Raw genomic sequence first — 23,800 nt, 5'->3', positions numbered from 1 at the left:
GGTCATTCCTCCAGAGTGAGACCGCGGCGCAGCCGGGTGAGGGTGCGGGCGAGGAGCCGGGAGACGTGCATCTGGGAGATCCCGAGCTCCGTGCCGATCTCCGACTGCGTCATGCCGGAGACGAAGCGGAGGGAGAGGATGTGCCGTTCGCGGGCGGGCAGCGAGGCGATCATCGGCTTGAGGGAGGCGATGTACTCGATGCCGGCGAGCCCGTCGTCCTCGTAGCCGATCCGGTCGGCGAGGGCGCTCTCCCCGCTGCCGGCCTCGTCCTCCTCGGTCTTGGCGTCGAGCGAGCTCGCGGTGTACGCGTTGCTGGCGGTCATGCCCTCGACGACCTCCTCCGCGGAGATCCCGAGCTCCTCCGCGAGTTCGGTGACGGTGGGGGCACGGTCGAGGCGCTGGGCGAGCGCGTCACCGGCCTTCGCGAGGTCGAGCCGGAGCTCCTGGAGCCTGCGGGGGACGTGCACGGACCACGAGGTGTCGCGGAAGAACCGCTTGATCTCGCCGATGATCGTGGGCATCGCGAAGGTGGGGAACTCGACGCCCCGGGTCAGCTCGAAGCGGTCGATCGCCTTGATGAGGCCGATCGTGCCGACCTGGACGATGTCCTCCATCGGCTCGCTGCGGCTCCCGAACCGGGAGGCGGCGAACTTCACCAGGGCCAGGTTGAGTTCGACGAGCGTGTTCCGGACGTACGCGTAGTCGTGGGTGCCCTCCTCCAGGACGGCGAGCCGCGCGAAGAGCTGCTTCGACAGGGCGCGCGCGTCGACCGCTCCGATGCGGTCGAGGGGCCGGTCGGGCAGGTCGGGCAGGTCGTCGCGCATGGCGGGGCGCTGGGCGGGCAGGTGGTCGAGGGGGACTGCTGCCGACGGCGCGTCGGGGGTACGCGGGGCGTCGAGCCGGGGTGACATGGGTCTCCTCCATTGTTCTTCTGCTGCGGTTTGCGGCGCCTCCGAGGCCGGTCGTGTCGGGTGTTCTTTCAGGTGTTCCCTTCTAGCCCTACCTGGTGAACCGCAATGGTTGCAAGTGCCAATAATCCGCTTTGTGTCGGTTTGCGTAGCCCGTGTGTGCGTCGGAGGGTGCCCCGCTTGTAGGGTTCGACGCACGTCAGTCGGCAGCCGCGAGAGCGAGAAGAGGCACGGCCATGGACCGCCAGCACATCGGCAGCGCACAGCCCGCGCGGCTGCGGGTCGAGGTCCGGATCGTGGACGCGGGGAGTGAACTCCTCACGCCCGTAGGTGAGCTGGATCACCACACCGCCGAACTGTTGCGCACGCCACTCGACGCCGCCCTCGACGTGGGCCGGTCACGGCTCGTCGTCGACTGCTCGGGCCTCGACTTCTGCGACTCGACCGGGCTCAACGTGCTGCTCGGCGCCCGGCTGCGGGCGGACGCCGCGGGTGGCGGGGTCCATCTGGTGGCGATGCGGCCCGCGGTCGCCCGGGTGTTCCACATCACCGGCGCGGAGGCCGTCTTCACGCTGCACGACACGCTCGACACGGCCCTCCCCGGCTGAGGCGCGGCGTTCGCTCCGCGTTCGCTCCGCACGTCCCGCCCCTCTGTCTCGTCAATCGGTGAGGTGAAGCGCTGATGGACCAAGCTTCCGACGTCCGTACGCTCGCCCTCGGCGAGACCAGCGGCACCGTCCCGCTCGCCCGCGACTTCACGCGGTCGGCGCTCCAGGAGTGGGGGTGGCTCCCGGCCGCCACCGCCGACCGCAGGGCCGCCGCCGAGGACGTCCTGCTCGTCGTCTCCGAGCTCGTCACCAACGCCTGCCTACACGCCGAGGGCCCCGAGCGCCTGCGCGTCCTGCGCGGAAGCCAGGTCGTACGCCTGGAAGTCACCGACCGCGGCGCCGGACAGCCGGCGCCCCGTACCCCGCACCGCTCCGGACGGCCCGGCGGCCACGGCATGTTCATCGTCCAGCGGCTCTGCCTGGACTGGGGCATCGACCGCACACCCGGCGCCCTGGGCAAGACGGTCTGGGCCGAACTGGCCGCGCCCGCCTAGGACTTTCACCAGGAGTCTGTCGATTCCACCCGACGTTTATGTCGGGGAGGAATCGACTCCGGGCCCCGCGATGCGAAGCGTCGCCGCGTTCGGCTCCTTTCGCGGGCGCTGAGTGCCCGCCACCGCGTCCTCGGCGGAGCCGGGAAAAAAGCGAACAGATGGCCGGATGATCGCCTGTTCGCGTGCATATGTGCGGAGTTCGTGTACGGGTGCGGCGACTGGTCGTACCGTCGGATCTTGTGAAACTGGCCGTGCGAGTGAAGCTACTGCCGACGCCCCTACAAGCGGCGGCGCTTGAAGCGACCCTGCACGCCTGTAACCAGGCCGCCGAGCATGTCGCCAAGGTGGCCTACACGCGTGGGGTGAAGGATCGCAACGGGCTGCAGAAACTGCTCTACACCGAAATCAAGGCCTCGTTCGGGCTTTCCGCGCAGCCGGCGGTGCGGGTGGTGAAGAAGGTCGCCGACGCCTACGCGGCCCTGGCCGCGCAGGCGAAGGCGGGGTGTCTGGGCCGGGTGTCGTCGAAGCGGTATCGCAAGGCGATGGGCGGCCCGATCACCTTCCGCCTGCAGTCGGCGCAGCCGTTCGACGACCGGTGCCTGTCCTGGCAGACCGATGCCCACATCGTCTCCATCTGGACGGTCTCCGGGCGGATGAAGGGCGTGCGGTACACCGGGGCTGCCGACCAGCTCAAGACCCTTCGGGAGCACCGGCGGGGCGAGTCGGACTTGGTGTGCCGCAAGGGCAAGTGGTACCTGATCGCCACCTGTGACATCCCCGACCCGGATGTGTGCGATCCGGTGGACTTCATCGGCGTGGACCGGGGCATCGTCAACCTCGCCACTACCTCGGACGGCACCAACTATCAGGGCCGCCGCCTCGCCCGCTACCGAAACTGGCACGCCCGCAAACGGGCCCGACTCCAGGCGGTGGGCACCCGGTCCGCGAAACGCCTGCTGGCCCGGCGTGCGGGGCGGGAGCAGCGGCATGCCACGCAGGTGAATCACCGTATTTCCAAGGAGATCGTGTCCGTCGCGCAACGCACCGGTCGCGGGATCGCCGTCGAGGAGTTGGACGGGATCCGCGACCGGGTACGGCTTCGACGCGACCAGCGGGGCACGCTCTCGTCTTGGCCCTTTCACCAACTCGGAGAGCACCTTGCCTACAAGGCCCGCCGGGCCGGGGTGCCGTTTGGGGTCAACGTGCGTGACCGCGCACGCTCGGCGTGGGCCTTCGTCAACAGGCCCGTCCCCGACACCGCCCCGGCTTGAACAAGCCTGAGCAGTAGCGGGGAGATGCGACCCGTGACCGTCCCGTCGTAGGGGGCAGTCGGAAGCGCGACAAGGTGTGAACGCAACCGAGCGCACAAGCTCGGCCGTTCACGGCCGAGAAGTTGACCCGTTCCTCTGCCTTCCCTCCGCAAGGCTCCCGGCGTACCTTGACGGCCAATCTGAAAGACCGTCAGTTACGTTGCGGTGAGGGGTGCTCGGGTGTCCAAGGTGCCGAACCGAAGGAGAACGGCCGCCGGTCTCACGGCGGCGGTCGCGGTGGCGGGCGCCGCCGTGCTGACCACCGCGCCGGCCGCCCAGGCGACCGTCGTCGATGTGAACTACGCGTGCGTGACGAAGATCGGCCCGAAGGACGCCGTCTCGCCCGTCGACATCAAGGCCGTCAAGAGCGGCAGCGGCTACACGATCACGATGTCCTTCGAGAAGGGCGTCTCCGACAGCCCGATCGAACTCCCCAAGGGAGTCATGACCCCGCGCGCCGAGCTCGTCCTCGGCGGGGCCGCGTCGGGCACGGTGAAGGTCAAGGGAACGCCGAACACGGCCGCCATCCCGCCGGAGACCCCGATCAAGATCGGCACGCTGACCGGGACGTTCACGCCGACGAAGAACGGCAAGGTCACCTTCACGGCCGGCACGCTCATCGTGCACGCCCTCGGCATGGACGCGGCCGAGTGCACACCGAAGAACAACCCCGCGCCCTCGCTGGAACTCGACGTGACCGGGGTCGCGGGCGGCGACGACACCCCGCCGGCCGACGACGACAGTGACGACAACGGCTCCGGGACCGAACTGCCCAAGACCGGCCCGCTCGACTCCGCCCTGGCCCTCGGGACCCTCGGCGGCACCGTCCTGCTGACCGGCGCCGCCGGAGTCCTCTGGCTCACGCGGCGCACGGCACGCTGATGCGGGCGGCGGTGCGCTCCGGGCTCGTGGCCGCCGCGACCGCCCTCGTCGGCGCGGTCGCGGCGGCTCCCCCCGGAGACCGGGCCTGGACGGCGGCACCCACCGCCGGACGGCCGTACGCCTATCTGGAGGGCCCCGCGGGGAGCGTCCTCCAGGACACCCTGTCGGTGACCAACCCGGGCGGGCGGCCGCTCACCGTACGACTCGCGGGCGAGGGCGCACCGGTGGCCTTCGCCGCGCGGACCGTCACCGTGCCGGCCAGGACCCGGGCCGACGTGCCGTTCGCCGTGACCGTCACCGCGGACACCCCACCCGGCGACCACCGGGGCACCGTGCGCGCCACGGCCGCCGGACGCGAGCTGAGCGTGGAGCTGCTCCTGCGCGTGAGCGGCCCGCGCCTCGCCGCGCTCACCATCGAGGACGTCCACGTCGACGAGGCCGCCGGCGGCCTCCACTACACCCTGGTCAACCGCGGCACGACGGTCCTCGCCCCGACCCTCGCGGTCCGTGCCGAGGGCCTCCTCGGCACGGTCCTCGACCGGCCGGAGCGCGCCCTGCCGCTCACCCTGCGCCCCGGCGAGCGGGTCACCCGCACCGAACCCTGGCCCGATCCGCCCGCCCTCGACTCCGTCACCGTCCGGCTGACCGCCGGCGCCCCTGGCGCGGCCCCCGCCGGCGCCCGTACCGAGGCCGCCTTCGCCGAGGGCACCGCCCTCGCGGGGACGGCCGGACTGCTGCTCGCGGTGGCGGGCGGCGGGTACGCGGTGTGGCGGCGCGGCAGGTCCCGTACCCAGCGAGCCCCGGAGGGAGCGACACCATGAGGACGATCCGTACGGCTGCCGCCGCCCTCCTGACGGCCCTCGCCCTCGCGCTGCCGCCCGCGGTCACCGCCACGGCCGCGCCCGGGCCCGTGGTCGAACTCTCCCAGGCCGAGGGCGGCAAGGGCGGCACGATCACCGTCAGCGGCAGCGGCTGGAAGCCGGGCGCGCTGCTCATGCTCCTGATCTGCGGCCAGTCCGCGCCTGGCAAGGGCGTCATCGGCGGCACCAACTCCTGCTCCAACAGCGAGGGCCGGGCCGCCACCGTCGACGCCAGGGGAGCGTTCAGCGCGAAACTCCCGGTCGCCGAACCGCCCAAGCCCTGCCCCTGCGTGGTCCACGTGGCCGGTGTCACGGGCCAACAGGACGCGGTCGACAAGGCGTTCACGGTCGCCGGACACCCCACGGCCCCGCTCCCCGAGGCCTCGGGCAACGGGCGGCTCGCCGTCCTCGCGTCCGTCCGCCTCGACGGCTCCAGCGGCCTGCTCGTCTGGTTCGGGGCGCCACCGCGCCGGGAGGTCGTCTTCACCGTCGGCAACCTCGGCTCGGCCGCCGTCAAGGACCCGGTCTTCGAAGTCGGCACGAGCCACGGCGTCTTCGCGCCGCAGTACGAGGAACGCCAGTGGCGCGGCACGATCGAACCCGGCAAGAAAGCCCTGGTCCGGCTCCCGGCCGAACTCACGGCGGGCGCGCACGGCGACTACCAGGTCTCCGTCCGGTACGCGGGCAAGATCCTCGTCGAGCAGCCGTGGGGGGTGGACCGCCCCTGGGGCGTGACGCTCTTCTGGGTGCTGCTCGCCGTCGTCGTGCCGGCGGCGCTGTTCCGGATCGGGATGGCCGTGGTGGACCGCGTCCGGCCCGCCGCGGGCCGCCCGTCCGCCGGACGCCGGGCCGGCCGCGCTCCCCGCACTCGTACGGCCGCACTGCGCCGCCGTACCCGCACGTCCGTCCCCGCCCCCGTGAACGGGGACGCGAGGGACGACGAACCGACCACGGTCCTGCCGTGGTTCAGCCCTGACTCCGCACCGTCAGCGCCAGAGAGCAGTCCGACGACGAAGGGACATGCGTGAGTACGCAACGGAGGATGAGCGCGGCCGGGGTCGCGCTGATGCTCGGCGGCGCGGGGATCCTGATTTCCGCCGGCCCCGCACAGGCCGCCGAGGTCTCGTACAAGACGGAGTGCATCCCACCGTCCATCTCCGGTCTCCCGCCGGTGCAGGGCACCACGAAGGTGCTCATCACCGCACCGGCGGAGGCCAAGGTCGGCGACGAGGTCGAGATCGTCTGGAAGACGGTCCAGGCCGCCTCGAAGAACCCCGACGTGCTCGACCTCGGGGCGGACACGGTGAAGCCGAGCGGCGTCCTCAAGGTGGGCGGCGCGGGGAGCGGCACCGTCGCGATGGAGGGGCCGCGGAGCAACCCGCCGATCCCCAAGAACAGCGCGATGGTGCTGCCCGAGATGAAGGGGAAGCTGAAGCTGACCGCGGCGGGCGACATCACGCTGACGCCCGACAAGTACACGATCAACGTGTCCAAGCCGCTGTCGACGGACACGAAGTGCACCCCGAAGGAAGCGGTCCCGGCCGCGGCGACGATCAAGGTGACGGCGGCCGGGGGCACCACCTCGGGCGGCAGCAGTACGACCACGTCGGGCGGCAGTTCCACGACGACCTCGGGCGGCAGCACGACCACCACCTCCGGGGGCAGCAGTACGACCACCTCCGGCGGGCACACGGGCAGCGCCGGTACGGGCAGCTCGACGTCCACCTCGGGCGGCAGCTCCACCTCGGGCGGCAGCTCGACCTCTGGAGGAAGCTCCAGCTCCGCCGGCGGATCGACCTCCACCGGTGGTTCCTCCGGTGGCAGCGGCGGGGGGCAGACCGACTTCCCGGGCAAGGAAGTCACCGTCGCCTTCACCTGCACGTCCCCCGGCCCGCCGAACATCAACTCCAAGGTGACGATCAGCGCGAAGAAGAACGGCGCCGTCTACGACCTCACCGTCAAGACGGCCAAGGGCGTCATGGACAGCCCGGCTCCCCTCCCCAAGGGCGCTCTCGTCCCGACCATGGCGGTCAAGATCGGCGGAGCCGACAGCGGCACGGTGCTGGTCACCGGCGCCCCCAACCCCACGGCGGTCGCGGCGGGCGCCCCGGTGAGCCTGGAGGACATGAAGGGCACGTACAAGCCCGGCGCGACCGGGAAGTCCACGCTCAGCCCGGGCGCGCTGACCATCAAGGTCACGCTCGGCTCCGCGAAGATGGACATCCCGTGCCAGGTCAAGGGCGCGGTGAACGCCTCCCTCGAGCTGGACACGAGCAAGCAGTCCGGCGGGGCGGCGAGCGGCGGCTCCGACGGCGGTTCGAGCGCGTCGGGCTCCGGTTCCGGCTCCGGCTCGGGCTCCGGCGGCAGCGCGGCGGCCTCCGGCGGCTCCTCCGGTGAGAACCTCGCCGAGACCGGCGCCGAGAGCGACGGCGCCCTGCGCGCCCTCGCCCTGGTCGCGGGCACGGTCATCCTCATCGGCGGCGCGGTGTTCACCTTCACACCGTGGGCGCGCCTGAGGCGCTGAGACGGCGCTGAGAAGGCTCATGACGGCGAAGGCCGCCGCACCGGAACCGGTGCGGCGGCCTTCACGTGTCCTGCGGGGGACGGCGTCAGTGGACGCTGCCCATGAGCCCCTGGACCTTCTTGCGGTACATGTAGATCGCGAAGCCCGCGAGGACGGCCAATGAGGCTTCCATCGCGATGATCCCTGTCCCGTTGAGGTCGACGCCGGCCAGCGAGAGCAGACCGGTGGTGCAGTCGCCGGCGGTGACGGCGAGGAACCAGACACCCATCATCTGGGAGGCGTACTTCTGCGGAGCCATCTTCGTCGTGACGGAGAGGCCGACGGGGGAGAGGCACAGCTCGCCGATGGTCTGGATCATGTAGATCGAGACGAGCCACATCGGGGAGACCTTGGTGCCGTCGCCCGCCATGTTCATCGGGACGACGAAGACGAAGAAGGACGCGCCGACCAGGACGAGACCCATCGCGAACTTCACGATGGTGTTCGGCTCCTGGTTCTTCCGGGCCAGCCACAGCCACAGCCAGGCGAAGACCGGGGCCAGCGCCATGACGAAGAGCGGGTTCAGGGACTGGTACCAGGTGGCCGGGAAGCCGAAGCCGAAGACGCTGTCGGCGGTCTTGCCGTCGGCGAAGAGGGCCAGGGTCGAGCCGCCCTGGTCGTAGATCATCCAGAAGACGGCGGCGGCGACGAAGAACCAGATGTAGCCGGTCATCTTCGACTGCTCGGTCTTGTCGAGGTCCTTGTCGCGCTTGATGCGGACGAGGACGGCGACCGGGATGATCAGACCGGCGAGGGTGATCGGGACGAGCGCCCAGTTCAGGGTGTACATGCCGAGGGCCACGACGACGCCGTAGAAGACGGCGACGAGCACGGCGACGAGCGACACCTTGACCAGGATGGCCTTCCGCTCCTCGGAGGAGAGCGGGTTCGGGACGACGTTGCTCTTCGGGCTCAGGCTCTTGCTGAAGGACAGGAAGCACGCGAGACCGAGCGCCATGCCGGCGGCGGCGAGGGCGAAGCCCAGGTGCCAGTTGACCTTCTCGCCGATGGTGCCGACGACGAAGGGCGCCACGAACGCACCCAGGTTGATGCCGATGTAGAAGAGCGTGAAGCCACCGTCACGGCGCGGGTCGTCCGGGCCGTCGTAGAGGTGGCCGACCATCGTCGAGATGTTGGCCTTGAGGAGACCGGAGCCGGCCGCGACGAGCGCGAGGCCGACGAAGAACATCGCCTGGCCGGGGAGGGCCAGCGAGACGTGACCGGCGATGATCACGAAGCCGGCGATCGTGACGGTCTTGCGGGCGCCCCAGACGCGGTCGCCGAACCATCCGCCGGGCATGGCCATCAGGTAGACCATCGACACGTACACGGAGTAGATCGCCGTGGCCGTGGCCGCGGTCATCGCGAGGCCGCCGCCCTGGCTGCCGGTGGCCGCGTCCGCGCCGCCGGAGACCAGGTACAGAACGAGAAGGGCCCTCATGCCGTAGTAGGAGAAACGCTCCCACATCTCGGTGAAGAAGAGGGTGGCCAGGCCGCGGGGGTGGCCGAGGAACGTCTTCCCGGAACCAGGGGTTCCGGTCGAAGCCGTCGTCAGGCTGGACGCCATGTCGATCCTTGCTCTGTCGGGACGCTCGCCTTGTGAGCGGGGTGCGCCCGGTGGGGGAGGCCGGCACCGGCAGAGTCGTTGGACGCCACCGGGATCCACGCCCCGGGAGTCGCGTCGTCGCGTCCCGGAACCCGGCCCACAGGTCGTTCACTGTCTTCGAGGATCGGCGGGGCCGACCTCACGTAGAAAGAGGACCTTGGCGCACGAAGCTCGCCAAAGGTCCCCGATTACCGCTACATACGTCGAGACACCATACGACACGACAGTGCCGGATATGGAAGGACTTGAGAGATGGATCACAGGCGGAAATGCAACCGCGCAAGGCTATTCCAAGGTCATGAACAGGATGCCCACAGGATACGGAGGGGGCGCCCGGGCCGAACGGATCCCGCCACGGCCCGGCGGCGGTGCGGACTACCATCACCCCATGACCCGTGTACTGCTCGCCGAGGACGACGCATCCATCTCGGAACCGCTGGCCCGCGCCCTGCGGAGAGAGGGGTACGAGGTCGAGGTCCGCGAGGACGGTCCGACCGCCCTCGACGCCGGACTCCAGGGCGGAGTGGACCTGGTCGTACTCGACCTGGGGCTGCCCGGCATGGACGGCCTGGAGGTCGCCCGGCGGCTGCGCGCCGAGGGACACGCGGTCCCGATCCTGGTCCTCACCGCGCGGGCCGACGAGGTCGACACCGTCGTCGGGCTCGACGCGGGCGCCGACGACTACGTCACCAAGCCCTTCCGCCTGGCCGAGCTCCTCGCCCGGGTCCGGGCCCTGCTCCGGCGCGGCTCCAGCGAGCCCGTCGCCGCCCCCTCGACCCACGGCGTACGGATCGACGTCGAGTCGCACCGCGCCTGGATGGGCGACGAGGAGCTCCAGCTCACGGCCAAGGAGTTCGACCTGCTCCGGGTCCTGGTCCGCGACGCGGGCCGGGTCGTCACCCGCGACCAGCTGATGCGCGAGGTCTGGGACACGACCTGGTGGTCCTCCACCAAGACCCTCGACATGCACATCTCCTGGCTCCGCAAGAAGCTCGGCGACGACGCCGCCAACCCGCGCTACATCGCCACCGTGCGCGGAGTCGGTTTCCGCTTCGAAAAGAGCTAGGAAAGCGTCGTGCGCCGCCGTCTGATCAACTCCACGCTCGCCGTGGTGCTCGTCGTCATCGCCGTCTTCGGCGTCTCCCTCGTCATCGTCGAGACCCGCACGATCTCCAGCAGCGCGCAGGAGAGCGTGGACTCGGAGGCGCTGCGGATCGTCTCCATCGTCGACAGCCGGCTCATCGGCGGCGAGCCGGTCAACCCGGACATCCTGGCCGAGCAGAGCGGCGCCAAGCGGTACGCGCAGATCCGCATCCCCGGCCGCGACACCATCGAGATCGGCACCCGCCCCACCGGAAACGTCATCCGCGGCCTCGCCGAGGGCGAGCGCGGCGAGACCGTGGTCGTCGAGGAGTCCCGTTCCACGGTCACCGCCGAGGTCGGCCGCACGCTCCTGATCATCGGCGCGGTGGCACTGCTCGCCGTCATCGCCGCCGTCCTCCTCGCCATCCGCCAGGCCGACAAGCTGGCGTCCCCGCTGACCGACCTGGCGGAAACCGCCGAGCGCCTCGGCTCCGGCGACCCCCGGCCCCGGCACAAGCGGTACGGGGTGCCCGAGCTCGACCGGGTCGCGGACGTCCTCGACGCCTCCGCCGAGCGCATCGCCCGGATGCTCACCGCCGAGCGCCGGCTCGCGGCCGACGCCTCGCATCAGCTCCGTACGCCCCTCACGGCCCTCTCCATGCGGTTGGAGGAGGTCGCGCTCGCCGACGACCTCGACACGGTCAAGGAGGAGGCGACGATCGCGCTCACCCAGGTCGAGCGGCTCACGGACGTCGTCGAACGGCTCCTGACCAACTCCCGGGACCCCCGTACGGGCTCCGCCGTCGCCTTCGACCTCGACGAGGTCGTCAAGCAGCAGCTGGAGGAGTGGCGCTCGGCCTACCGCAGCGCGGGGCGGGCCATCGTGCACTCGGGCAAGCAGGGGATGCGGGCCGTCGGCACCCCGGGCGCGGTCGCCCAGGTCCTTGCCGCGCTGATCGAGAACTCGCTCATGCACGGCGGCGGCACCGTCGCCGTACGGACCCGGGTCACCGGCAACCAGTCGGTGATCGAGGTCACGGACGAGGGGCCGGGCGTCCCGTCCGACCTCGGCGCGCGGATCTTCGAGCGGGCGGTGAGCGGCCGCAGCTCCACGGGGATCGGCCTGGCCGTCGCCCGCGACCTGGCGGAGGCGGACGGCGGGCGCCTGGAACTGCTCCAGCAGCACCCGCCGATCTTCGCGCTCTTCCTGAGCCGGGAGGTCAGGAGCGTCTCGGACCGGACGCGCGAGCGCCCCGTACGGTAGCTCCGTACGGGGCGCTCGCGTCCGATGAAAGGGCAGGTCAGACGCGGTCGGGCTGGCGGCGGGTCGCCTGCCGCGGAGGCTGCTCAAGGAACGATTCGGCGGCCTGCACCGCTTCCTTCGCGGGCAGCGCGCGGAACACCCAGGTGCGGTACGACCAGAAGCGGAACAGGGTCCCGATCCCGATCCCGAAGAATTTGAAGAAGTTGCTCGCGAGCGGGCCGTCCCAGCCGAAGCCGTACGTGGCCGCGTAGAGCACGCCGTTCTCGATGACCATGCCGACCAGACTGAACAGCAGGAACAGCGACAGTTCCTTCGTCCGTCCCGACTTGTCCCGGTCGCGGTACGTGAAGTAACGGAACCCCACGTAGTTGAAGCCGATCGCGACCACGGTGGCGATCAGGCTGGCCCGGACCACCTGAAGGTCCGAGAAGTGGCGGACCACGTTGAAGACGCCGAGGTTGACCAGGACGCCGAGACCACCGACGACCCCGAACTTGGCGACCTCACGGAAGAGCCCGTTGAGTCGCATGCGCAGCGCGCCGGGTTCACTCATGGTGATGGCTCAGTCCCGTCCGTCCGGGTGACGTCCGGGCGACGTCAACCCAACCATGCTAACCAGCCCCCCTGTCACCCGCCCGAGTACCTCGTAAACCACGGGGAAACCCAGGTTCCACCCGCACTGTCCTTGTGACAAACCACAGGCGGACGAGTGTTCCCCGGTGGTGCGGATACCCTAAGAGAGTGACGTTCCCGGTAGTCGGCATGGTCGGTGGCGGTCAGCTCGCCCGTATGACCCACGAGGCGGGCATCCCCCTCGGCATCAAGTTCAAGCTCCTCAGTGACACCCCGCAGGACTCGGCGGCCCAGGTGGTCAGCGACGTCGTCATCGGCGACTATCGCGACCTGGACACGCTGCGTGACTTCGCGCGCGGATGTGACGTGATCACCTTCGATCACGAGCACGTCCCCACGGAGCACCTGCGGGCCCTGGAGGCGGACGGCATCCCCGTCCGCCCGGGGCCCGACGCGTTGGTGCACGCCCAGGACAAGGGGGTGATGCGCGCCAAGCTCGACGAGATCGGCGCGCCGAGCCCGCGCCACCGCATCGTCGCGGACGCGGCGGACGCGGTGGCCTTCGCGGCCGAGGTCGGGGGCTTCCCGATCATCCTCAAGACCGTGCGCGGCGGCTACGACGGCAAGGGCGTCTGGTTCGTGCGTACGGAGGCGGAGGCCCGTGACCCGTTCCTCGCGGGCGTCCCGGTCCTCGCCGAGGAGAAGGTCGACTTCGTCCGCGAGCTCGCGGCGAACATCGTCCGCTCCCCGCACGGCCAGGCCGTGGCCTACCCGGTCGTCGAGTCCCGTCAGGTCGACGGTGTCTGCGACACCGTGATCGCCCCGGCGCCGGACCTCGACGACGAGCTCGCGGGCCAGGCCCAGGAGCTCGCCCTCCGCATCGCCAAGGAGCTGGGGGTCGTCGGCCACCTCGCCGTCGAGCTCTTCCAGACCACGGACGGCCGCATCCTCGTCAACGAACTGGCGATGCGTCCGCACAACTCCGGCCACTGGACCCAGGACGGCGCGATCACCTCGCAGTTCGCCAACCACGTCCGGGCGGTTCTCGACCTTCCTCTCGGCGATCCGCGGCCGCGCGCCCGCTGGACCGTGATGTGCAATGTCCTGGGCGGCGACTACCCGGACATGTACTCCGCGTATCTGCACTGCATGGCCAGGGACCCGCAGCTCAAGATCCACATGTACGGCAAGGATGTGAAGCCCGGCCGCAAGGTGGGGCACGTCAACACCTACGGCGACGACCTGGACGAGGTGCTGGAGCGCGCCCGTCACGCCGCCGGCTATCTGCGAGGAACGATCACCGAATGAGCAGCACCGCCACCGCCCCCGTCGTCGGCATCGCCATGGGATCCGACTCCGACTGGTCCGTCATGGAGGCCGCCGCCCAGGCCCTGGACGAGTTCGAGATCGCGTACGAGGTGAACGTCCTCTCGGCGCACCGGATGCCGCGCGAGATGATCGCGTACGGCGAGGAGGCCGCGGGCCGTGGGCTCAAGGCGATCATCGCGGGCGCGGGCGGCGCCGCCCACCTGCCGGGCATGCTCGCCTCGGTCACGCCGCTCCCGGTCATCGGCGTGCCGGTGCCGCTGAAGTACCTCGACGGCATGGACTCGCTGCTCTCCATCGTGCAGATGCCGGCCGGCGTCCCCGTCGCGACGGTCTCCGTCGCCGGCGCGCGCAACGCGGGCCTGCTCGCGGCCCGGATGCTCGCCGCGCACGACCCCGAACTCCTCACCCGGATGAACGAGTTCCTCCAGGAGCTCAACGACCAGGCCACGGAGAAGGGCAAGCGCCTGCGGGCCAAGGTCGAGGGCGCGGACTCGTTCGGCTTCGGCAAGTGAGCACGACCGCCGGAAGCGCGGGGGCCGGCAGCATGACGGCCGGCAGTACGACGGCCGGAAGCGCGGCGGACCGTCTGGCGGAGGCCCGCGAGCTGCTCGCGGGCCATCCCGTCGTCGACGGCCACAACGACCTGCCGTGGGCGCTGCGCCAGCACGCGCGGTACGACCTGGACCGCATGGACATCGGCGCGGACCAGACCGGCGCGCTCCACACGGACCTCGCCCGGATGCGGGCCGGCGGCGTCGGCGCCCAGTTCTGGTCGGTCTACGTGCCCTGCCGGCTGGCCGGGGACGACGCGGTCAGCGCGACCCTGGAGCAGATCGACATCGTCGACCAGCTCCTGGAGCGGTACGCGGGCGACCTCGCCCCGGCGCTGACGGCGGACGCCATGGAGGCGGCCCGCAAGCAGGGCCGTATCGCCTCGCTCAAGGGCGCCGAGGGCGGCCACTCGATCAACAACTCCCTCGCCACCCTGCGCGCGCTGCACGCCCTGGGCGTCCGCTACATGACGCTCACGCACAACGACAACAACGACTGGGCGGACTCGGCGACCGACGAGCCCGGCGTCGGCGGGCTCTCCGCCTTCGGCCGGCAGGTCGTCCGTGAGATGAACCGCTCCGGCATGCTCGTCGACCTCTCGCACGTCGCCGCCACCACCATGCGGGACGCGCTCGACACCTCGACCGCGCCGGTGATCTTCTCGCACTCCTCGGCCCGGGCGGTCTGCGACCACCCGAGGAACATCCCGGACGACGTCCTGGAGCGGCTGCCCGCCAATGGCGGCGTCGCGATGGCCACGTTCGTGCCGAAGTTCATCCTCCCCGCGGCCGTCGAGTGGACCGCGCGGGCGGACGAGAACCTCCGCGAGCACGGCTTCGACCACCTCGACACCACCGCCGACGCGATGAAGCTGCACCGCGCCTTCGAGGCGGACAACCCGCGCCCGATCGCCACCGTCGCCACGGTCGCCGACCACCTCGACCACATGCGCGAGGCCGCCGGCATCGACCACATCGGCATCGGCGGCGACTACGACGGCACGGCCTTCACCCCGGCCGGCCTCGACGACGTCGCGGGCTACCCGAACCTGATCGCGGAGCTCCTGCACCGCGGCTGGTCCCACCCGGACATCGCCAAGCTGACCTGGTCCAACGCGGTCCGCACCCTCCGCGACGCGGAAGCGGTCTCCCGCGACCTCCGCTCCCGCACGTCCCCGTCGAACGCGACGATCGACACGACGGACGCCCGCTAGCGGGTGTCCCGGAAGCTGATGGTGCCCCGCTCGCGGCGCGACCCGCCGTCGAACCGCGAGCGGTCCACCACGGGCCGCGGCGCGGGCTGCGCGGCGAGCAACTTGATCGTGTCCCGTCCGGCCAGCGCCGTACGCCACTGCCCCAGGTCGGGCCGCGTGCCGTACGCCCCGCCCGCGAGCCCCCACAGCCGCCCCACGGCCGCCGCCCGCCGCTCGTCCAGGACGCCGGCCAGCGGCGTCAGGGGCTGCTCGGGAGTGGCGTACGCGTCCTGAGCGAGGACCCGGCCGATCATCAGCGCAGCCTTGTACCGGTCGCTGTCGATGCTCACCACCCCCGGCGGGGCCTTCGGGTCCAGCCAGTCCGGGGTGTCGGCCTGCGCGAGGACCGGGGGCCTGCCGGTGATCCGTACGCCGTCGCAGTCGAGCAGGTGCACGGCGGGGCCGGGATCGAGCGACCACAGGACGTTGGCCTGCGAGAGGTCCCCGACGACGAGCCCCAGCGTGTGCAGCCACCCGAACAGCTCCACCAGCGCCACCACCAGCGCGTACCGCTCGGCCGGCGCGGGCTGCGGCACCGCCTGCCAGGCCGCCTTCGGCGGGCGCAGCAGGTAGGACAGCTCGATGAGCCGGGTGTCGCCCTTGCCCGTCCGCCAGGACATGGCGTCGGGCGCCCGGCGCATGAGGAAGCCCACGACCCGGCCGCCGTCCAGCACCCGGCACAGCGGCCACGCCGTCTCCCGGTCCAGCCGCTGGACCTCGGCGGGGGCGAGCCCCTGGCGCAGCGTCACCAGGGCGGCGAGCGCCGCCCCGTCGACCTTCTGCGGTTCCAGGTACCGCTTGAAGAGCAGCTCCCCGGGGCCGCCCACCTCGTGCACCTCGCCCTGCCCGCCGGTCGCGAGCTTCCGCACCAGCGTGAGCAGGGACTGCTCGACGTCGGCCCCGTCCTGCGCGGTCACGGCTGGGCCTCCCAGAGCACGACGCCTGTGCGGTCGTCGTCGTACGACTTCACCCGGTACTGGAACTGCCAGAGGAAGTCGGCGGGTTCGGGCACGGAACCACCGCCCCAGGCGGAGCCGAAGAACTCCCGCATCTCGGACTCGCCCGCCAGCGGCGTGGACAGACCGTCGGTGGAGAGGACGAGGACGTCGCCGGGTCGGGTGGTCAGAAGCCTCGTCTCGGCGGTACGGGACAGGGGGAGCGCGGCGGTCCGGGTGTCGATGACCCCGTCCCCGGCCCCGCTCGCCTCGGAGGTCCCGCCGGGATCCAGGTCCCAGCGCCCGTCTCGGAGCAGCGCGATGCCGCCGTCGCCCACGGTGAGCAGGCCTCGGGTACGGATGGACGGATCGCGCGGGACGAGGAGCACGCGCAGCGTGGTGGCGTGACTCGCAGGGTCGTGCGACCGGCTCTTCGCGTTGCGGGCCAGCTTGTCCGCGAGCCGCTCGACCACGAAGGTCGCCAGTTCGGCGAAGTGGGCGGCCGCGCCGGCGGCCAGCGCCTCGTACAGCTCCTGGGCGTGGTGGGCGAAGGCCCAGGCGGCCCAGCGGCACACGCTGCTCGACCCCACGTGCGAGAGGGAGGCGGAGCCGACCCCGTCGGCCACGGCGAGCATGAGGAGCTCGCCGGGGCCGGGCTCGCCGAGCAGGCTCACACCGAGCGAGTCCTGACGGGGCTCACCGTGATAGCGGTGGGAGTCGCCCCGGACGGAGGCGGCCCGTACCGTCAGCGGCGGGTAGGCGGCGCCGTCCAGGACGATGTCGGGCAGGACGGCGGCGGTGGGATCGTCCGACACCCGGGGCCTGCCCTGCGGCACCGGCGGATAGCTCGGCGGTCTGCGCCCGCTGTGAGCCGGGACTCCGAGCGTCGGCGGCACCGGGCGCGGGGTCTGCTGCGCAGCGGCGACCTCCGCCCCTGAACCCTCCGCCTCGGGGGCCTCGGCCCCTGGGCTCCGAACCCCGAGGGTCTCCTCCGTGGTGGGCTCCGTCCGGAGAGCGGGCGGCGTGCCGTCGACAGCGGCCGACGGGGCCGACGCCGCCACGGGTGCCACGGGTGCCACGGTCGGCACGGGCGTCAATGGGGATTCCTGCTCCATGTCCACCCTCAGAGCTTGTCGAGCGAGACGGTCGCGAAGCCGGGCACGGTCTCCTCCACGCTGAGCGTGAAGTCGGAACCGCCGTCGGCCGCGATGCTGCTGGCCGAGCGGACGATGGACCGGGTCAGGCTGGAGGCGAACTCGCGCAGCGCCGCCGCGGGCGAGACGTTGCTGTCCTGCTGGATGAAGGCGCGGAAGTTCGCCACCTGCGCGATGGTGGACTCCTCCGCGTCGCCGACCCCGAAGGCGATGATCTTCGGGCAGAAGCGGGACTCCGTCAGCTCCTTGTACGCCTGCGGCCAGTCGTCGTCCGTCGGGATGCCGTCCGACATGAAGAACGCGACCGGGCGGTACACCTCGTGCCCCTCGGCCTTCAGCGCGGCGACGTCCGTCTCGATGCAGCGCAGCAGCGTACGGAAGGCGTTGCCGAAGGAGGTGAGGCCGCCGGCCGCCAGCGCCGGGACCTCCTCGATGTCGCTGAGGTCGACCAGCGGCTGGAGCACGTTGGCCTCGGTGGAGAATCCGATGAGACAGAACCGGGTCTTGTCGGCCACCGTCGGATTGGTGCTGATCTCGTGGTGCAGCTCGGGCAGCGTCGTGTTGAGCGCGTCGACGTTGTCACCCGCCATCGAACCCGACTCGTCGCACAGCAGGTAGAACGGAAGTATCTGCATGGGGTCTCATCCCTCCGGTGAGGCGGTCGGTGGCCGCTCAGTACGTGTAGAAGTAGATCTCGATGTCGGCGTGACCGTCGGAGGCCCCGCCCTTCCAGAAGTCGCGCGTCGTGGCGCCCTTGAACATGCCCGGACGGGCCTTCGCCAGCAGCGAGTTGACCTCGCCCGCGTACGCGCCGCCGGCGCCGGGGTCGGAGTGCCGCCCGAAGGTGAGGACGAAGGCCGCCTGGCGCCCCTCGTACCGCGCGGTGGCGGCCTTCAGCCGCGCCAGGATCTCGGCGCGGTCCCCTGGACTCGCGTCGATGGACACCTTCACCGGTGTACGGGTCACCGCACGCGGCCCCTTGGGCTTCTGGCTCTTCGAGGGGCCGGGCTTCGGCGTCGCGGAGCTCCCCGGCCGGGCGGCCGCCTGAGGGTCGCCCTGGTCGCCCATTGCGACCAGCGCGAGGACGAGCAGCATGTCGGCGAAGAGCCAGCCCGCCAGATGCAGGGGGTTGAAGCGGGGTGCCCTCACCGGACGTCGGCCCGGTCCGCGGGCCGCCGGGGCGCGGGCAGCACGTCCCGGCCCGCATCCCGCCCGGTGTCCCGTCCGACGGTGTCGAGCGCGGAGTGCAGCGCCTCGACGGCCTTCCCGAGCCGCTCGGCCACCAGCCCGAGGGCGTCGGCCTGGTCGGCGAACCGGCCGACGAGGGCCTGGGCGTCGGCACTGCCGCGCACCGAGGCCTCCACCACCTCCGTGAGCCTGCCGAGCACCTGCGCGGAGAGGTCTCCCGTCACCTCGATGCCGGTGGTGAAGGAGCGCTGCGCCGCGGCCAGCGCCGTCACGGAGTCCTCCACCCGCTCCCCGGCCTTCTCCAGGACGTCCTTGACCTCGCCGTTCGTACCCCGTACGTCCTCCAGGGCCTTGCGGATCATGACCCCGCTGCCGCTCACCGCGGCCTCGACGTCCTTCCCGCCGCCCCGTACCGCCTCCTCGATCCGGGTCGCGGCGGACTCCAGCGGGCGGACCGAGGTGTCGACCCCGGCGAGCCGCTTCTCCGCCTTGTCCAGCGAGTCGGCGACGAGCAGGGCCGCCTGGGAGAGCTCCTGCGTGGTCGAAGCCGCGCGGTCGCCGAGCCGGTTCAGCGTCTCGGCCGATTGCGTCAACTCCGCGGTGAAACGGCGGGGAGAGGACAGCCGGTAGGAGTTGAGCAGGAGCTGCGCTCGGGTCAGCGAGGGTACGAGCCGGCGCAGCAGCTCGTCGGTGAGCCGCTCGGCCTCCGCCTCGCGGCGGGAGATCCCGGCGCGACGCCAGCCGTGCAGGAGGACGAGGGCGAGGAGGACGAGGATCGCGACGGTCGCGGTCCCGGCGACGTGCCCGAAGGTGAAGAAGCCCGTCAGATGGCCTTCGAAGCCGGACTGCCACAGCTGGAGGAAGGGCCGGGCGGCGGCCTTCGGGTCCGCGCCCGTCAACGCCCCGTAGGCGCTGGACGCCTGGGTGAGCCCCAGCCAGGTAAGGGCGAGCGGGATGAAGACCAGACCGCCGAGGAGTGCCTCCAGCCAGCCCCACGCCGGGTGTTCGGGCTTGGAGGCGCCGTGGGTGATGCTCTCGGGGCGGGCGTAGGCCTGGAGCAGATCGAGCTCGGTCCACGGGTCCAGGGGACGGGTGTCGCTGTCCGCCGCCCTCAAGGCCCGGCAGAGTTCCAGGAGTTCCTCGCTCCGAGGCGCGAGGGCGGCCTCGCGTGAGAACTCCTCGATCTCCCGGGCTATCTGATGACGATTCGCCGAAGCCCCGACGGGCATGCCCACCCCCACACGAAGGAACAGGGGCCGCGACAGCCGGTGCCTCGCGCTCCCCAGCGCTGATGAGGCACCCTCGAACCCCCGGATGGGAACGCATCGTAGCCCAGGGGCGGTTAGTGTGCGCACAGGTGAAGTGCGCATTCAGGGGGAGTGGTCGTGGGCGACGATCGCCGTCGTGGAGTCATCCGTCTCAAGCCGGCGACCGGCGACCGCCCGGTGCGCCCACCGGCCGAGGAACGAGCGCAGCATCCGCCGGAGAAGACCCCTGTACGTCCGCCGGAGAGGACCCCCGCGCGTCCGCCCGAGGCGACCCCCGCGCGTCCGCCGGAGAGGACCCCTGCCGGCCCGTCCGGGAAGACCCCTGCCCGCCGCACCGACACCCTCCTGACCAAGGCGGCCCCCCGAGGCCTGGTGGCCGGGCGCGGAGTGCTCCAGGCCAACCTCAATTGGTCGGCGTCGACCGGCGCGGACCTCGACCTCGGCTGTCTGGTCGAACTCGCCGACGGCACCCGCGAGGCCGTGCAGGCGCTCGGAAACTCCTTCGGCGCGCTCACCGCACCCCCGTACGTCCAGCTCGACCAGGACGACCGCAGCGGCGCGTCCTCGGACGGGGAGACCCTGCGGACACACCTGGAGTACCGGTCCCGCATCCGGCGGCTCCTCGTCTACACCTACGTCTACGAGGGAGCGGTGGACTTCCGGAGCCTGGGCGCGGCCGTGACCGTCACGGCCCCGTCCGCGAGCTTCCGGATCCTGCTCGACGACGCCCCACAGGGAGCGACCGCCTGCGCGATCGCGCTGATCGACTCGGGCGAGGACGGCCTGTCGGTGCGGCGCGAGGTCCGCTGGTTCACCCCGGCCCACGGGCTGAGCAACCAGCAGCTGATCGACCAGGCGTACGGCTTCGGGCTCGAATGGGTGTGGGCCACCAAGGACTGACCGAGGACCGGCCCAGGGCGCCGGGACTGCCCTCCGCGCCTCACCCGGACGGTCTACTCCGTCGCGCCCCGCCCCGGGGCCGGTGGCACGGTGGACGGTACTGCCCCGCCGCTTTGGGCGGGGCAGTACTGCATCACCGAGTTCGGAGTAGCACCATGGCAGATCTCGACGATCATCCCCCCTTCTCTGCCGCCCCCGCCGCCGTCGGCGCGCTCGATCCCCCCGATCCACCACCGCCGCTCGACGAGACGACCCGGGCCCGCGCCATCCTGGCCGCCCAGCCCGTCACCGAGGGCCATACCGAGCTGCCCCGGTCCCTCGACCCGGAGGACCTCCCGCCCGTCCGGGCGGCGGAGGCCGGAGCGCAGTTCTGGTCCCTGCACGTGGAGGCCGACGAGGGCGTCATCGGCACGCTGCGGCGCATCGACGCGATCCGCGCCCTCGTCGCCGCCTGCCCCGAGGACCTGCGGCTCGTGTACACCACGGCCGAGATGGCCCACGCCGGGAACTGCGGCCGGGTCGCCGCCCTGCTCGGCCCGGTCGGCTGGCCCGCGCTCGGCGGCTCGGCGGCCACCCTGCGGGCCTACCACGCCCTGGGCGTCCGGGCCGTGAACCTCACCCGCTTCGACCGCTTCGCCCGCGAGGCCGTACGGGAGATGAACCGCCTCGGCCTGGCCGTGGACCTCTCCGGCGCCGACCAGGACACGGTCCGCCGCGCCCTCGCGGTCACCCGGGCCCCGGCCCTGCTGACCAGGGCGGCGCCGGAGGGCCTGCCGGACGACGTGCTGCGGCTCCTCGGCGAGAACGGCGCCGTCTGCATGGTCACGGTCACGGACGACCCGGCCGCCGACGCCGACGTCCTCGACCGGGTGCGTACGGAGGCGGGCCCGCGCTCCACGGGCGTCTCGCACACCACCGACCCGGCCCGCGGCTACGTCCCGCTCTTCGCGGAGCTCCTCCGCCGGGGCTGGCCCGCCCAGGACCTGGTCGGCCTCGCCCACGCCAACGTCACGCGGGCGCTGCGCGAGACGGAGTTCCTGTCGCGGACGAACCGGATCCGCCCGGCCGCGGCCTGACGGTACGACGCGGCCTGACCGCACGAAACGGGGGAGGGGCGCCGACCGGCGCCCCTCCCCCTTCTCGCGTCGTCTCAGGCGCGCGGGCGGCCCATCGCCCGGTACGTCCAGCCCGCCGCCCGCCAGAGCTCCGAGTCCAGCGCGTTGCGGCCGTCGAGGATCACCGGCGACGAGACGACCGAGGCGAGCTCCGCCGGGTCGAGCTCGCGGAACTCCCGCCACTCGGTCAGGTGCAGCACCACGTCCGCCCCGCGCACGGCGTCCAGGGCCGTGTCGGCGTATCCCAGGGTCGGGAAGACGCGGCGCGCGTTCTCCATGCCCTTCGGGTCGTAGACGGTGACCTGGCCGCCCTGGAGGTGTATCTGACCGGCCACGTTCAGCGCGGGGGAGTCGCGGACGTCGTCCGAGTCCGGCTTGAAGGTCGCGCCGAGCACGGCCACGCGACGGCCCAGGAAGGAGTTCCCGCCGAGGACCTCCCGGGTCATCTCCACCATCTGACCGCGCCGCCGCATGTTGATCGAGTCGATCTCGCGCAGGAAGGTCAGCGCCTGGTCGACGCCCAGCTCGCCCGCCCGGGCCATGAAGGCCCGGATGTCCTTGGGCAGGCAGCCGCCGCCGAAGCCGACCCCGGCCCGCAGGAACTTGGCCCCGATCCGGTCGTCGTGGCCGATGGCCTCCGCCAGCTTGGCGACGTCGCCGCCCGCGGCCTCGCACACCTCCGCCATCGCGTTGATGAAGGAGATCTTGGTGGCGAGGAAGGAGTTCGCGGCCGTCTTCACGAGCTCGGCCGTCGGGAAGTCGGTCACCACGAACGGCGAACCCTGGCCGGTCGGCACCGCGTACACCTCGCGCAGCGTCTTCTCGGCCCGCCCGCCGGCGTCCTGCACGCCGACCACGATCCGGTCCGGGCGCAGGGTGTCCTGCACGGCGAAGCCCTCCCGCAGGAACTCCGGGTTCCAGGCGAGCTCGACGCCCTCGGGCAGCAGGCCCGCGAGCCGCTCCGCCGAGCCGACCGGCACCGTCGACTTGCCGACGACCAGGGCCCCCTCGCGGACGACCGCGGCGAGGGAGGCGAAGGCGGCGTCGACGTAGCTCATGTCGCAGGCGTACTCGCCGTGCTTCTGCGGGGTGTTCACGCAGACGAAGTGCACGTCGCCGAAGGCGCCGACCTCCTCCCAGGAGGTGGTGAACCGCAGCCGGCCGCTCGACCCCTCGATGCCGGCCACGTGCTTCGCGAGGAGGTCCTCGAGCCCGGGCTCGTACATCGGGACGCGCCCGGAGGACAGCAGCTCGATCTTCTCGGGGACCACGTCCAGGCCGAGCACCTCGAAGCCCAGTTCCGCCATGGCCGCGGCATGGGTGGCGCCGAGGTAGCCGGTGCCGATCACAGTGATCTTGAGGGCCATGCGGTACTCCAGTGACGTCGGGCGGAATGCCTGCCCGAGCATAGTCGTGCCCTGGCCCGGGGCCGGGCCACGCCCTACCCTTTGGGTTACTTAACGGTAGTTAGCAAGCGTGGGAGTGAGTGAACGTGGCGGGTTCAACCGATTTCGACCTGTATCGGCCCTCCGAGGAGCACGACATGCTCCGGGAGTCGGTGCGTGCGCTGGCGGAGGCGAAGATCGCGCCGTTCGCGGCCGCGGTGGACGAGGAGGGCCGGTTCCCGCAGGAGGCGCTGGACGCGCTGGTCGCCAACGACCTGCACGCCGTGCACGTCCCGGAGGCGTACGGCGGCGCGGGCGCGGACGCGCTGGCGACGGTGATCGTGATCGAGGAGGTCGCGCGGGTGTGCGGGTCCTCGTCGCTGATCCCGGCGGTGAACAAGCTGGGCTCGCTGCCGGTGATCCTGTCCGGCTCGGAGGAGCTGAAGGCGAAGTACCTGGGCCCGCTGGCCAAGGGTGACGCGATGTTCTCCTACGCCCTCTCCGAGCCCGACGCGGGCTCGGACGCGGCCGGGATGAAGACCCGCGCGGTCCGCGACGGCGACTTCTGGAT

24 protein-coding genes are annotated in these 23,800 nt (G+C 71.7%); 15 read left to right on the top strand and 9 right to left on the bottom strand.

The features are described 5' to 3' along the window. Window positions 1–2 precede the first annotated feature (2 nt). Window positions 3–911, bottom strand: coding sequence for an RNA polymerase sigma factor SigF (locus tag ACIBG6_RS28090; protein ID WP_399225432.1), 909 nt, complete (start codon window positions 909–911; stop codon window positions 3–5). A 233-nt stretch (window positions 912–1,144) separates the two neighbouring features. On the opposite strand from ACIBG6_RS28090, the gene ACIBG6_RS28085 reads away from it, so the two are divergent. From ACIBG6_RS28085 to ACIBG6_RS28055, 7 genes are all read left to right on the top strand, one after another. After that, window positions 1,145–1,516, top strand: a complete 372-nt coding sequence (locus ACIBG6_RS28085; protein ID WP_399225430.1) for an STAS domain-containing protein — start codon at window positions 1,145–1,147, stop codon at window positions 1,514–1,516. Window positions 1,517–1,590: 74 nt separating this feature from the next. Then, window positions 1,591–2,010 carry an ATP-binding protein gene (locus ACIBG6_RS28080; protein WP_399225429.1) on the top strand — a complete coding sequence of 140 codons (420 nt, stop codon included), beginning with the start codon at window positions 1,591–1,593 and terminating at the stop codon, window positions 2,008–2,010. 239 nt (window positions 2,011–2,249) lie between these two features. Further along, the gene (locus ACIBG6_RS28075) at window positions 2,250–3,281 is read left to right on the top strand and encodes an RNA-guided endonuclease TnpB family protein (RefSeq protein WP_399225428.1); all 1,032 of its coding nucleotides are present in this window, start codon (window positions 2,250–2,252) and stop codon (window positions 3,279–3,281) included. 228 nt (window positions 3,282–3,509) lie between these two features. Beyond that, on the top strand, window positions 3,510–4,202 hold the full coding sequence (locus tag ACIBG6_RS28070) for a peptidase (RefSeq protein WP_399225773.1): 693 nt from the start codon (window positions 3,510–3,512) through the stop codon (window positions 4,200–4,202). Further along, complete coding sequence (locus ACIBG6_RS28065) at window positions 4,202–5,023, top strand: hypothetical protein (RefSeq protein ID WP_399225427.1); 822 nt, start codon at window positions 4,202–4,204, stop codon at window positions 5,021–5,023. Before ACIBG6_RS28070 ends, ACIBG6_RS28065 begins: the two co-directional genes overlap by 1 nt. After that, entirely contained in the window at window positions 5,020–6,090 is a 1,071-nt protein-coding gene (locus tag ACIBG6_RS28060; protein ID WP_399225426.1) for a neocarzinostatin apoprotein domain-containing protein, read from the top strand. Before ACIBG6_RS28065 ends, ACIBG6_RS28060 begins: the two co-directional genes overlap by 4 nt. A 14-nt stretch (window positions 6,091–6,104) precedes the next feature. Then, on the top strand, window positions 6,105–7,586 hold the full coding sequence (locus ACIBG6_RS28055; RefSeq protein ID WP_399225425.1) for a hypothetical protein: 1,482 nt from the start codon (window positions 6,105–6,107) through the stop codon (window positions 7,584–7,586). 85 nt (window positions 7,587–7,671) lie between these two features. Here the strand turns inward: ACIBG6_RS28055 and ACIBG6_RS28050 are convergent, their stop codons facing one another. Then, entirely contained in the window at window positions 7,672–9,192 is a 1,521-nt protein-coding gene (locus ACIBG6_RS28050) for a peptide MFS transporter (RefSeq protein ID WP_399225424.1), read from the bottom strand. 427 nt (window positions 9,193–9,619) lie between these two features. On the opposite strand from ACIBG6_RS28050, the gene ACIBG6_RS28045 reads away from it, so the two are divergent. Continuing rightward, entirely contained in the window at window positions 9,620–10,297 is a 678-nt protein-coding gene (locus ACIBG6_RS28045) for a response regulator transcription factor (RefSeq protein ID WP_055643128.1), read from the top strand. A 9-nt stretch (window positions 10,298–10,306) separates the two neighbouring features. Beyond that, entirely contained in the window at window positions 10,307–11,578 is a 1,272-nt protein-coding gene (locus ACIBG6_RS28040; protein WP_399225422.1) for an ATP-binding protein, read from the top strand. 37 nt (window positions 11,579–11,615) lie between these two features. Here ACIBG6_RS28040 and ACIBG6_RS28035 read toward each other — a convergent pair whose 3' ends face one another. Then, window positions 11,616–12,131: a GtrA family protein gene (locus tag ACIBG6_RS28035; protein WP_399225420.1), complete on the bottom strand. Its 516-nt coding sequence runs from the start codon at window positions 12,129–12,131 to the stop codon at window positions 11,616–11,618. 134 nt (window positions 12,132–12,265) lie between these two features. Here ACIBG6_RS28035 and ACIBG6_RS28030 point away from each other — a divergent pair, with 134 nt between their 5' ends. From ACIBG6_RS28030 to ACIBG6_RS28020, 3 genes are read left to right on the top strand one after another with little or no spacing between them, the layout of a single operon-like run. Next, window positions 12,266–13,459: a 5-(carboxyamino)imidazole ribonucleotide synthase gene (locus ACIBG6_RS28030; protein ID WP_361219724.1), complete on the top strand. Its 1,194-nt coding sequence runs from the start codon at window positions 12,266–12,268 to the stop codon at window positions 13,457–13,459. After that, window positions 13,456–13,992, top strand: a complete 537-nt coding sequence (purE, locus tag ACIBG6_RS28025) for a 5-(carboxyamino)imidazole ribonucleotide mutase (RefSeq protein ID WP_399225419.1) — start codon at window positions 13,456–13,458, stop codon at window positions 13,990–13,992. Before ACIBG6_RS28030 ends, purE begins: the two co-directional genes overlap by 4 nt. A 32-nt stretch (window positions 13,993–14,024) precedes the next feature. Beyond that, on the top strand, window positions 14,025–15,245 hold the full coding sequence (locus tag ACIBG6_RS28020) for a dipeptidase (protein ID WP_399225772.1): 1,221 nt from the start codon (window positions 14,025–14,027) through the stop codon (window positions 15,243–15,245). On the opposite strand, the gene ACIBG6_RS28015 is transcribed toward ACIBG6_RS28020, so the two are convergent. From ACIBG6_RS28015 to ACIBG6_RS27995, 5 genes are read right to left on the bottom strand one after another with little or no spacing between them, the layout of a single operon-like run. Continuing rightward, complete coding sequence (locus ACIBG6_RS28015; RefSeq protein WP_399225418.1) at window positions 15,242–16,201, bottom strand: hypothetical protein; 960 nt, start codon at window positions 16,199–16,201, stop codon at window positions 15,242–15,244. The genes ACIBG6_RS28020 and ACIBG6_RS28015 overlap by 4 nt on opposite strands. Next, complete coding sequence (locus tag ACIBG6_RS28010; RefSeq protein WP_399225417.1) at window positions 16,198–17,289, bottom strand: protein phosphatase 2C domain-containing protein; 1,092 nt, start codon at window positions 17,287–17,289, stop codon at window positions 16,198–16,200. Before ACIBG6_RS28010 ends, ACIBG6_RS28015 begins: the two co-directional genes overlap by 4 nt. Before the next feature lie 53 nt (window positions 17,290–17,342). Beyond that, window positions 17,343–18,008: a VWA domain-containing protein gene (locus ACIBG6_RS28005; RefSeq protein ID WP_055643135.1), complete on the bottom strand. Its 666-nt coding sequence runs from the start codon at window positions 18,006–18,008 to the stop codon at window positions 17,343–17,345. A 37-nt stretch (window positions 18,009–18,045) separates the two neighbouring features. Continuing rightward, the gene (locus ACIBG6_RS28000; protein ID WP_399225416.1) at window positions 18,046–18,522 is read right to left on the bottom strand and encodes a hypothetical protein; all 477 of its coding nucleotides are present in this window, start codon (window positions 18,520–18,522) and stop codon (window positions 18,046–18,048) included. Beyond that, a complete protein-coding gene (locus ACIBG6_RS27995) occupies window positions 18,519–19,790 on the bottom strand; it encodes a methyl-accepting chemotaxis protein (RefSeq protein WP_399225415.1) in 1,272 nt (423 codons plus the stop codon). Before ACIBG6_RS27995 ends, ACIBG6_RS28000 begins: the two co-directional genes overlap by 4 nt. A 156-nt stretch (window positions 19,791–19,946) precedes the next feature. Between ACIBG6_RS27995 and ACIBG6_RS27990 the strand changes: the two genes are divergently transcribed. Next, a complete protein-coding gene (locus ACIBG6_RS27990) occupies window positions 19,947–20,729 on the top strand; it encodes a tellurium resistance protein (protein WP_399225414.1) in 783 nt (260 codons plus the stop codon). A gap of 155 nt (window positions 20,730–20,884) precedes the next feature. Continuing rightward, a complete protein-coding gene (locus ACIBG6_RS27985) occupies window positions 20,885–21,805 on the top strand; it encodes a membrane dipeptidase (protein ID WP_399225413.1) in 921 nt (306 codons plus the stop codon). Window positions 21,806–21,879: 74 nt separating this feature from the next. Here the strand turns inward: ACIBG6_RS27985 and ACIBG6_RS27980 are convergent, their stop codons facing one another. Beyond that, entirely contained in the window at window positions 21,880–23,211 is a 1,332-nt protein-coding gene (locus ACIBG6_RS27980) for a UDP-glucose dehydrogenase family protein (protein WP_399225412.1), read from the bottom strand. A gap of 125 nt (window positions 23,212–23,336) precedes the next feature. Here ACIBG6_RS27980 and ACIBG6_RS27975 point away from each other — a divergent pair. Then, a partial coding sequence (locus tag ACIBG6_RS27975; RefSeq protein WP_399225411.1) for an acyl-CoA dehydrogenase family protein occupies window positions 23,337–23,800 on the top strand: 464 nt, incomplete at its 3' end.

The sequence above is a fragment of the Streptomyces sp. NPDC050842 genome, assembly GCF_044456565.1.
Lineage (GTDB): Bacteria > Actinomycetota > Actinomycetes > Streptomycetales > Streptomycetaceae > Streptomyces.
The sequence above is the reverse complement of the archived record's forward strand: the minus strand, read 5'-3'. Positions and strand labels throughout refer to the sequence as shown.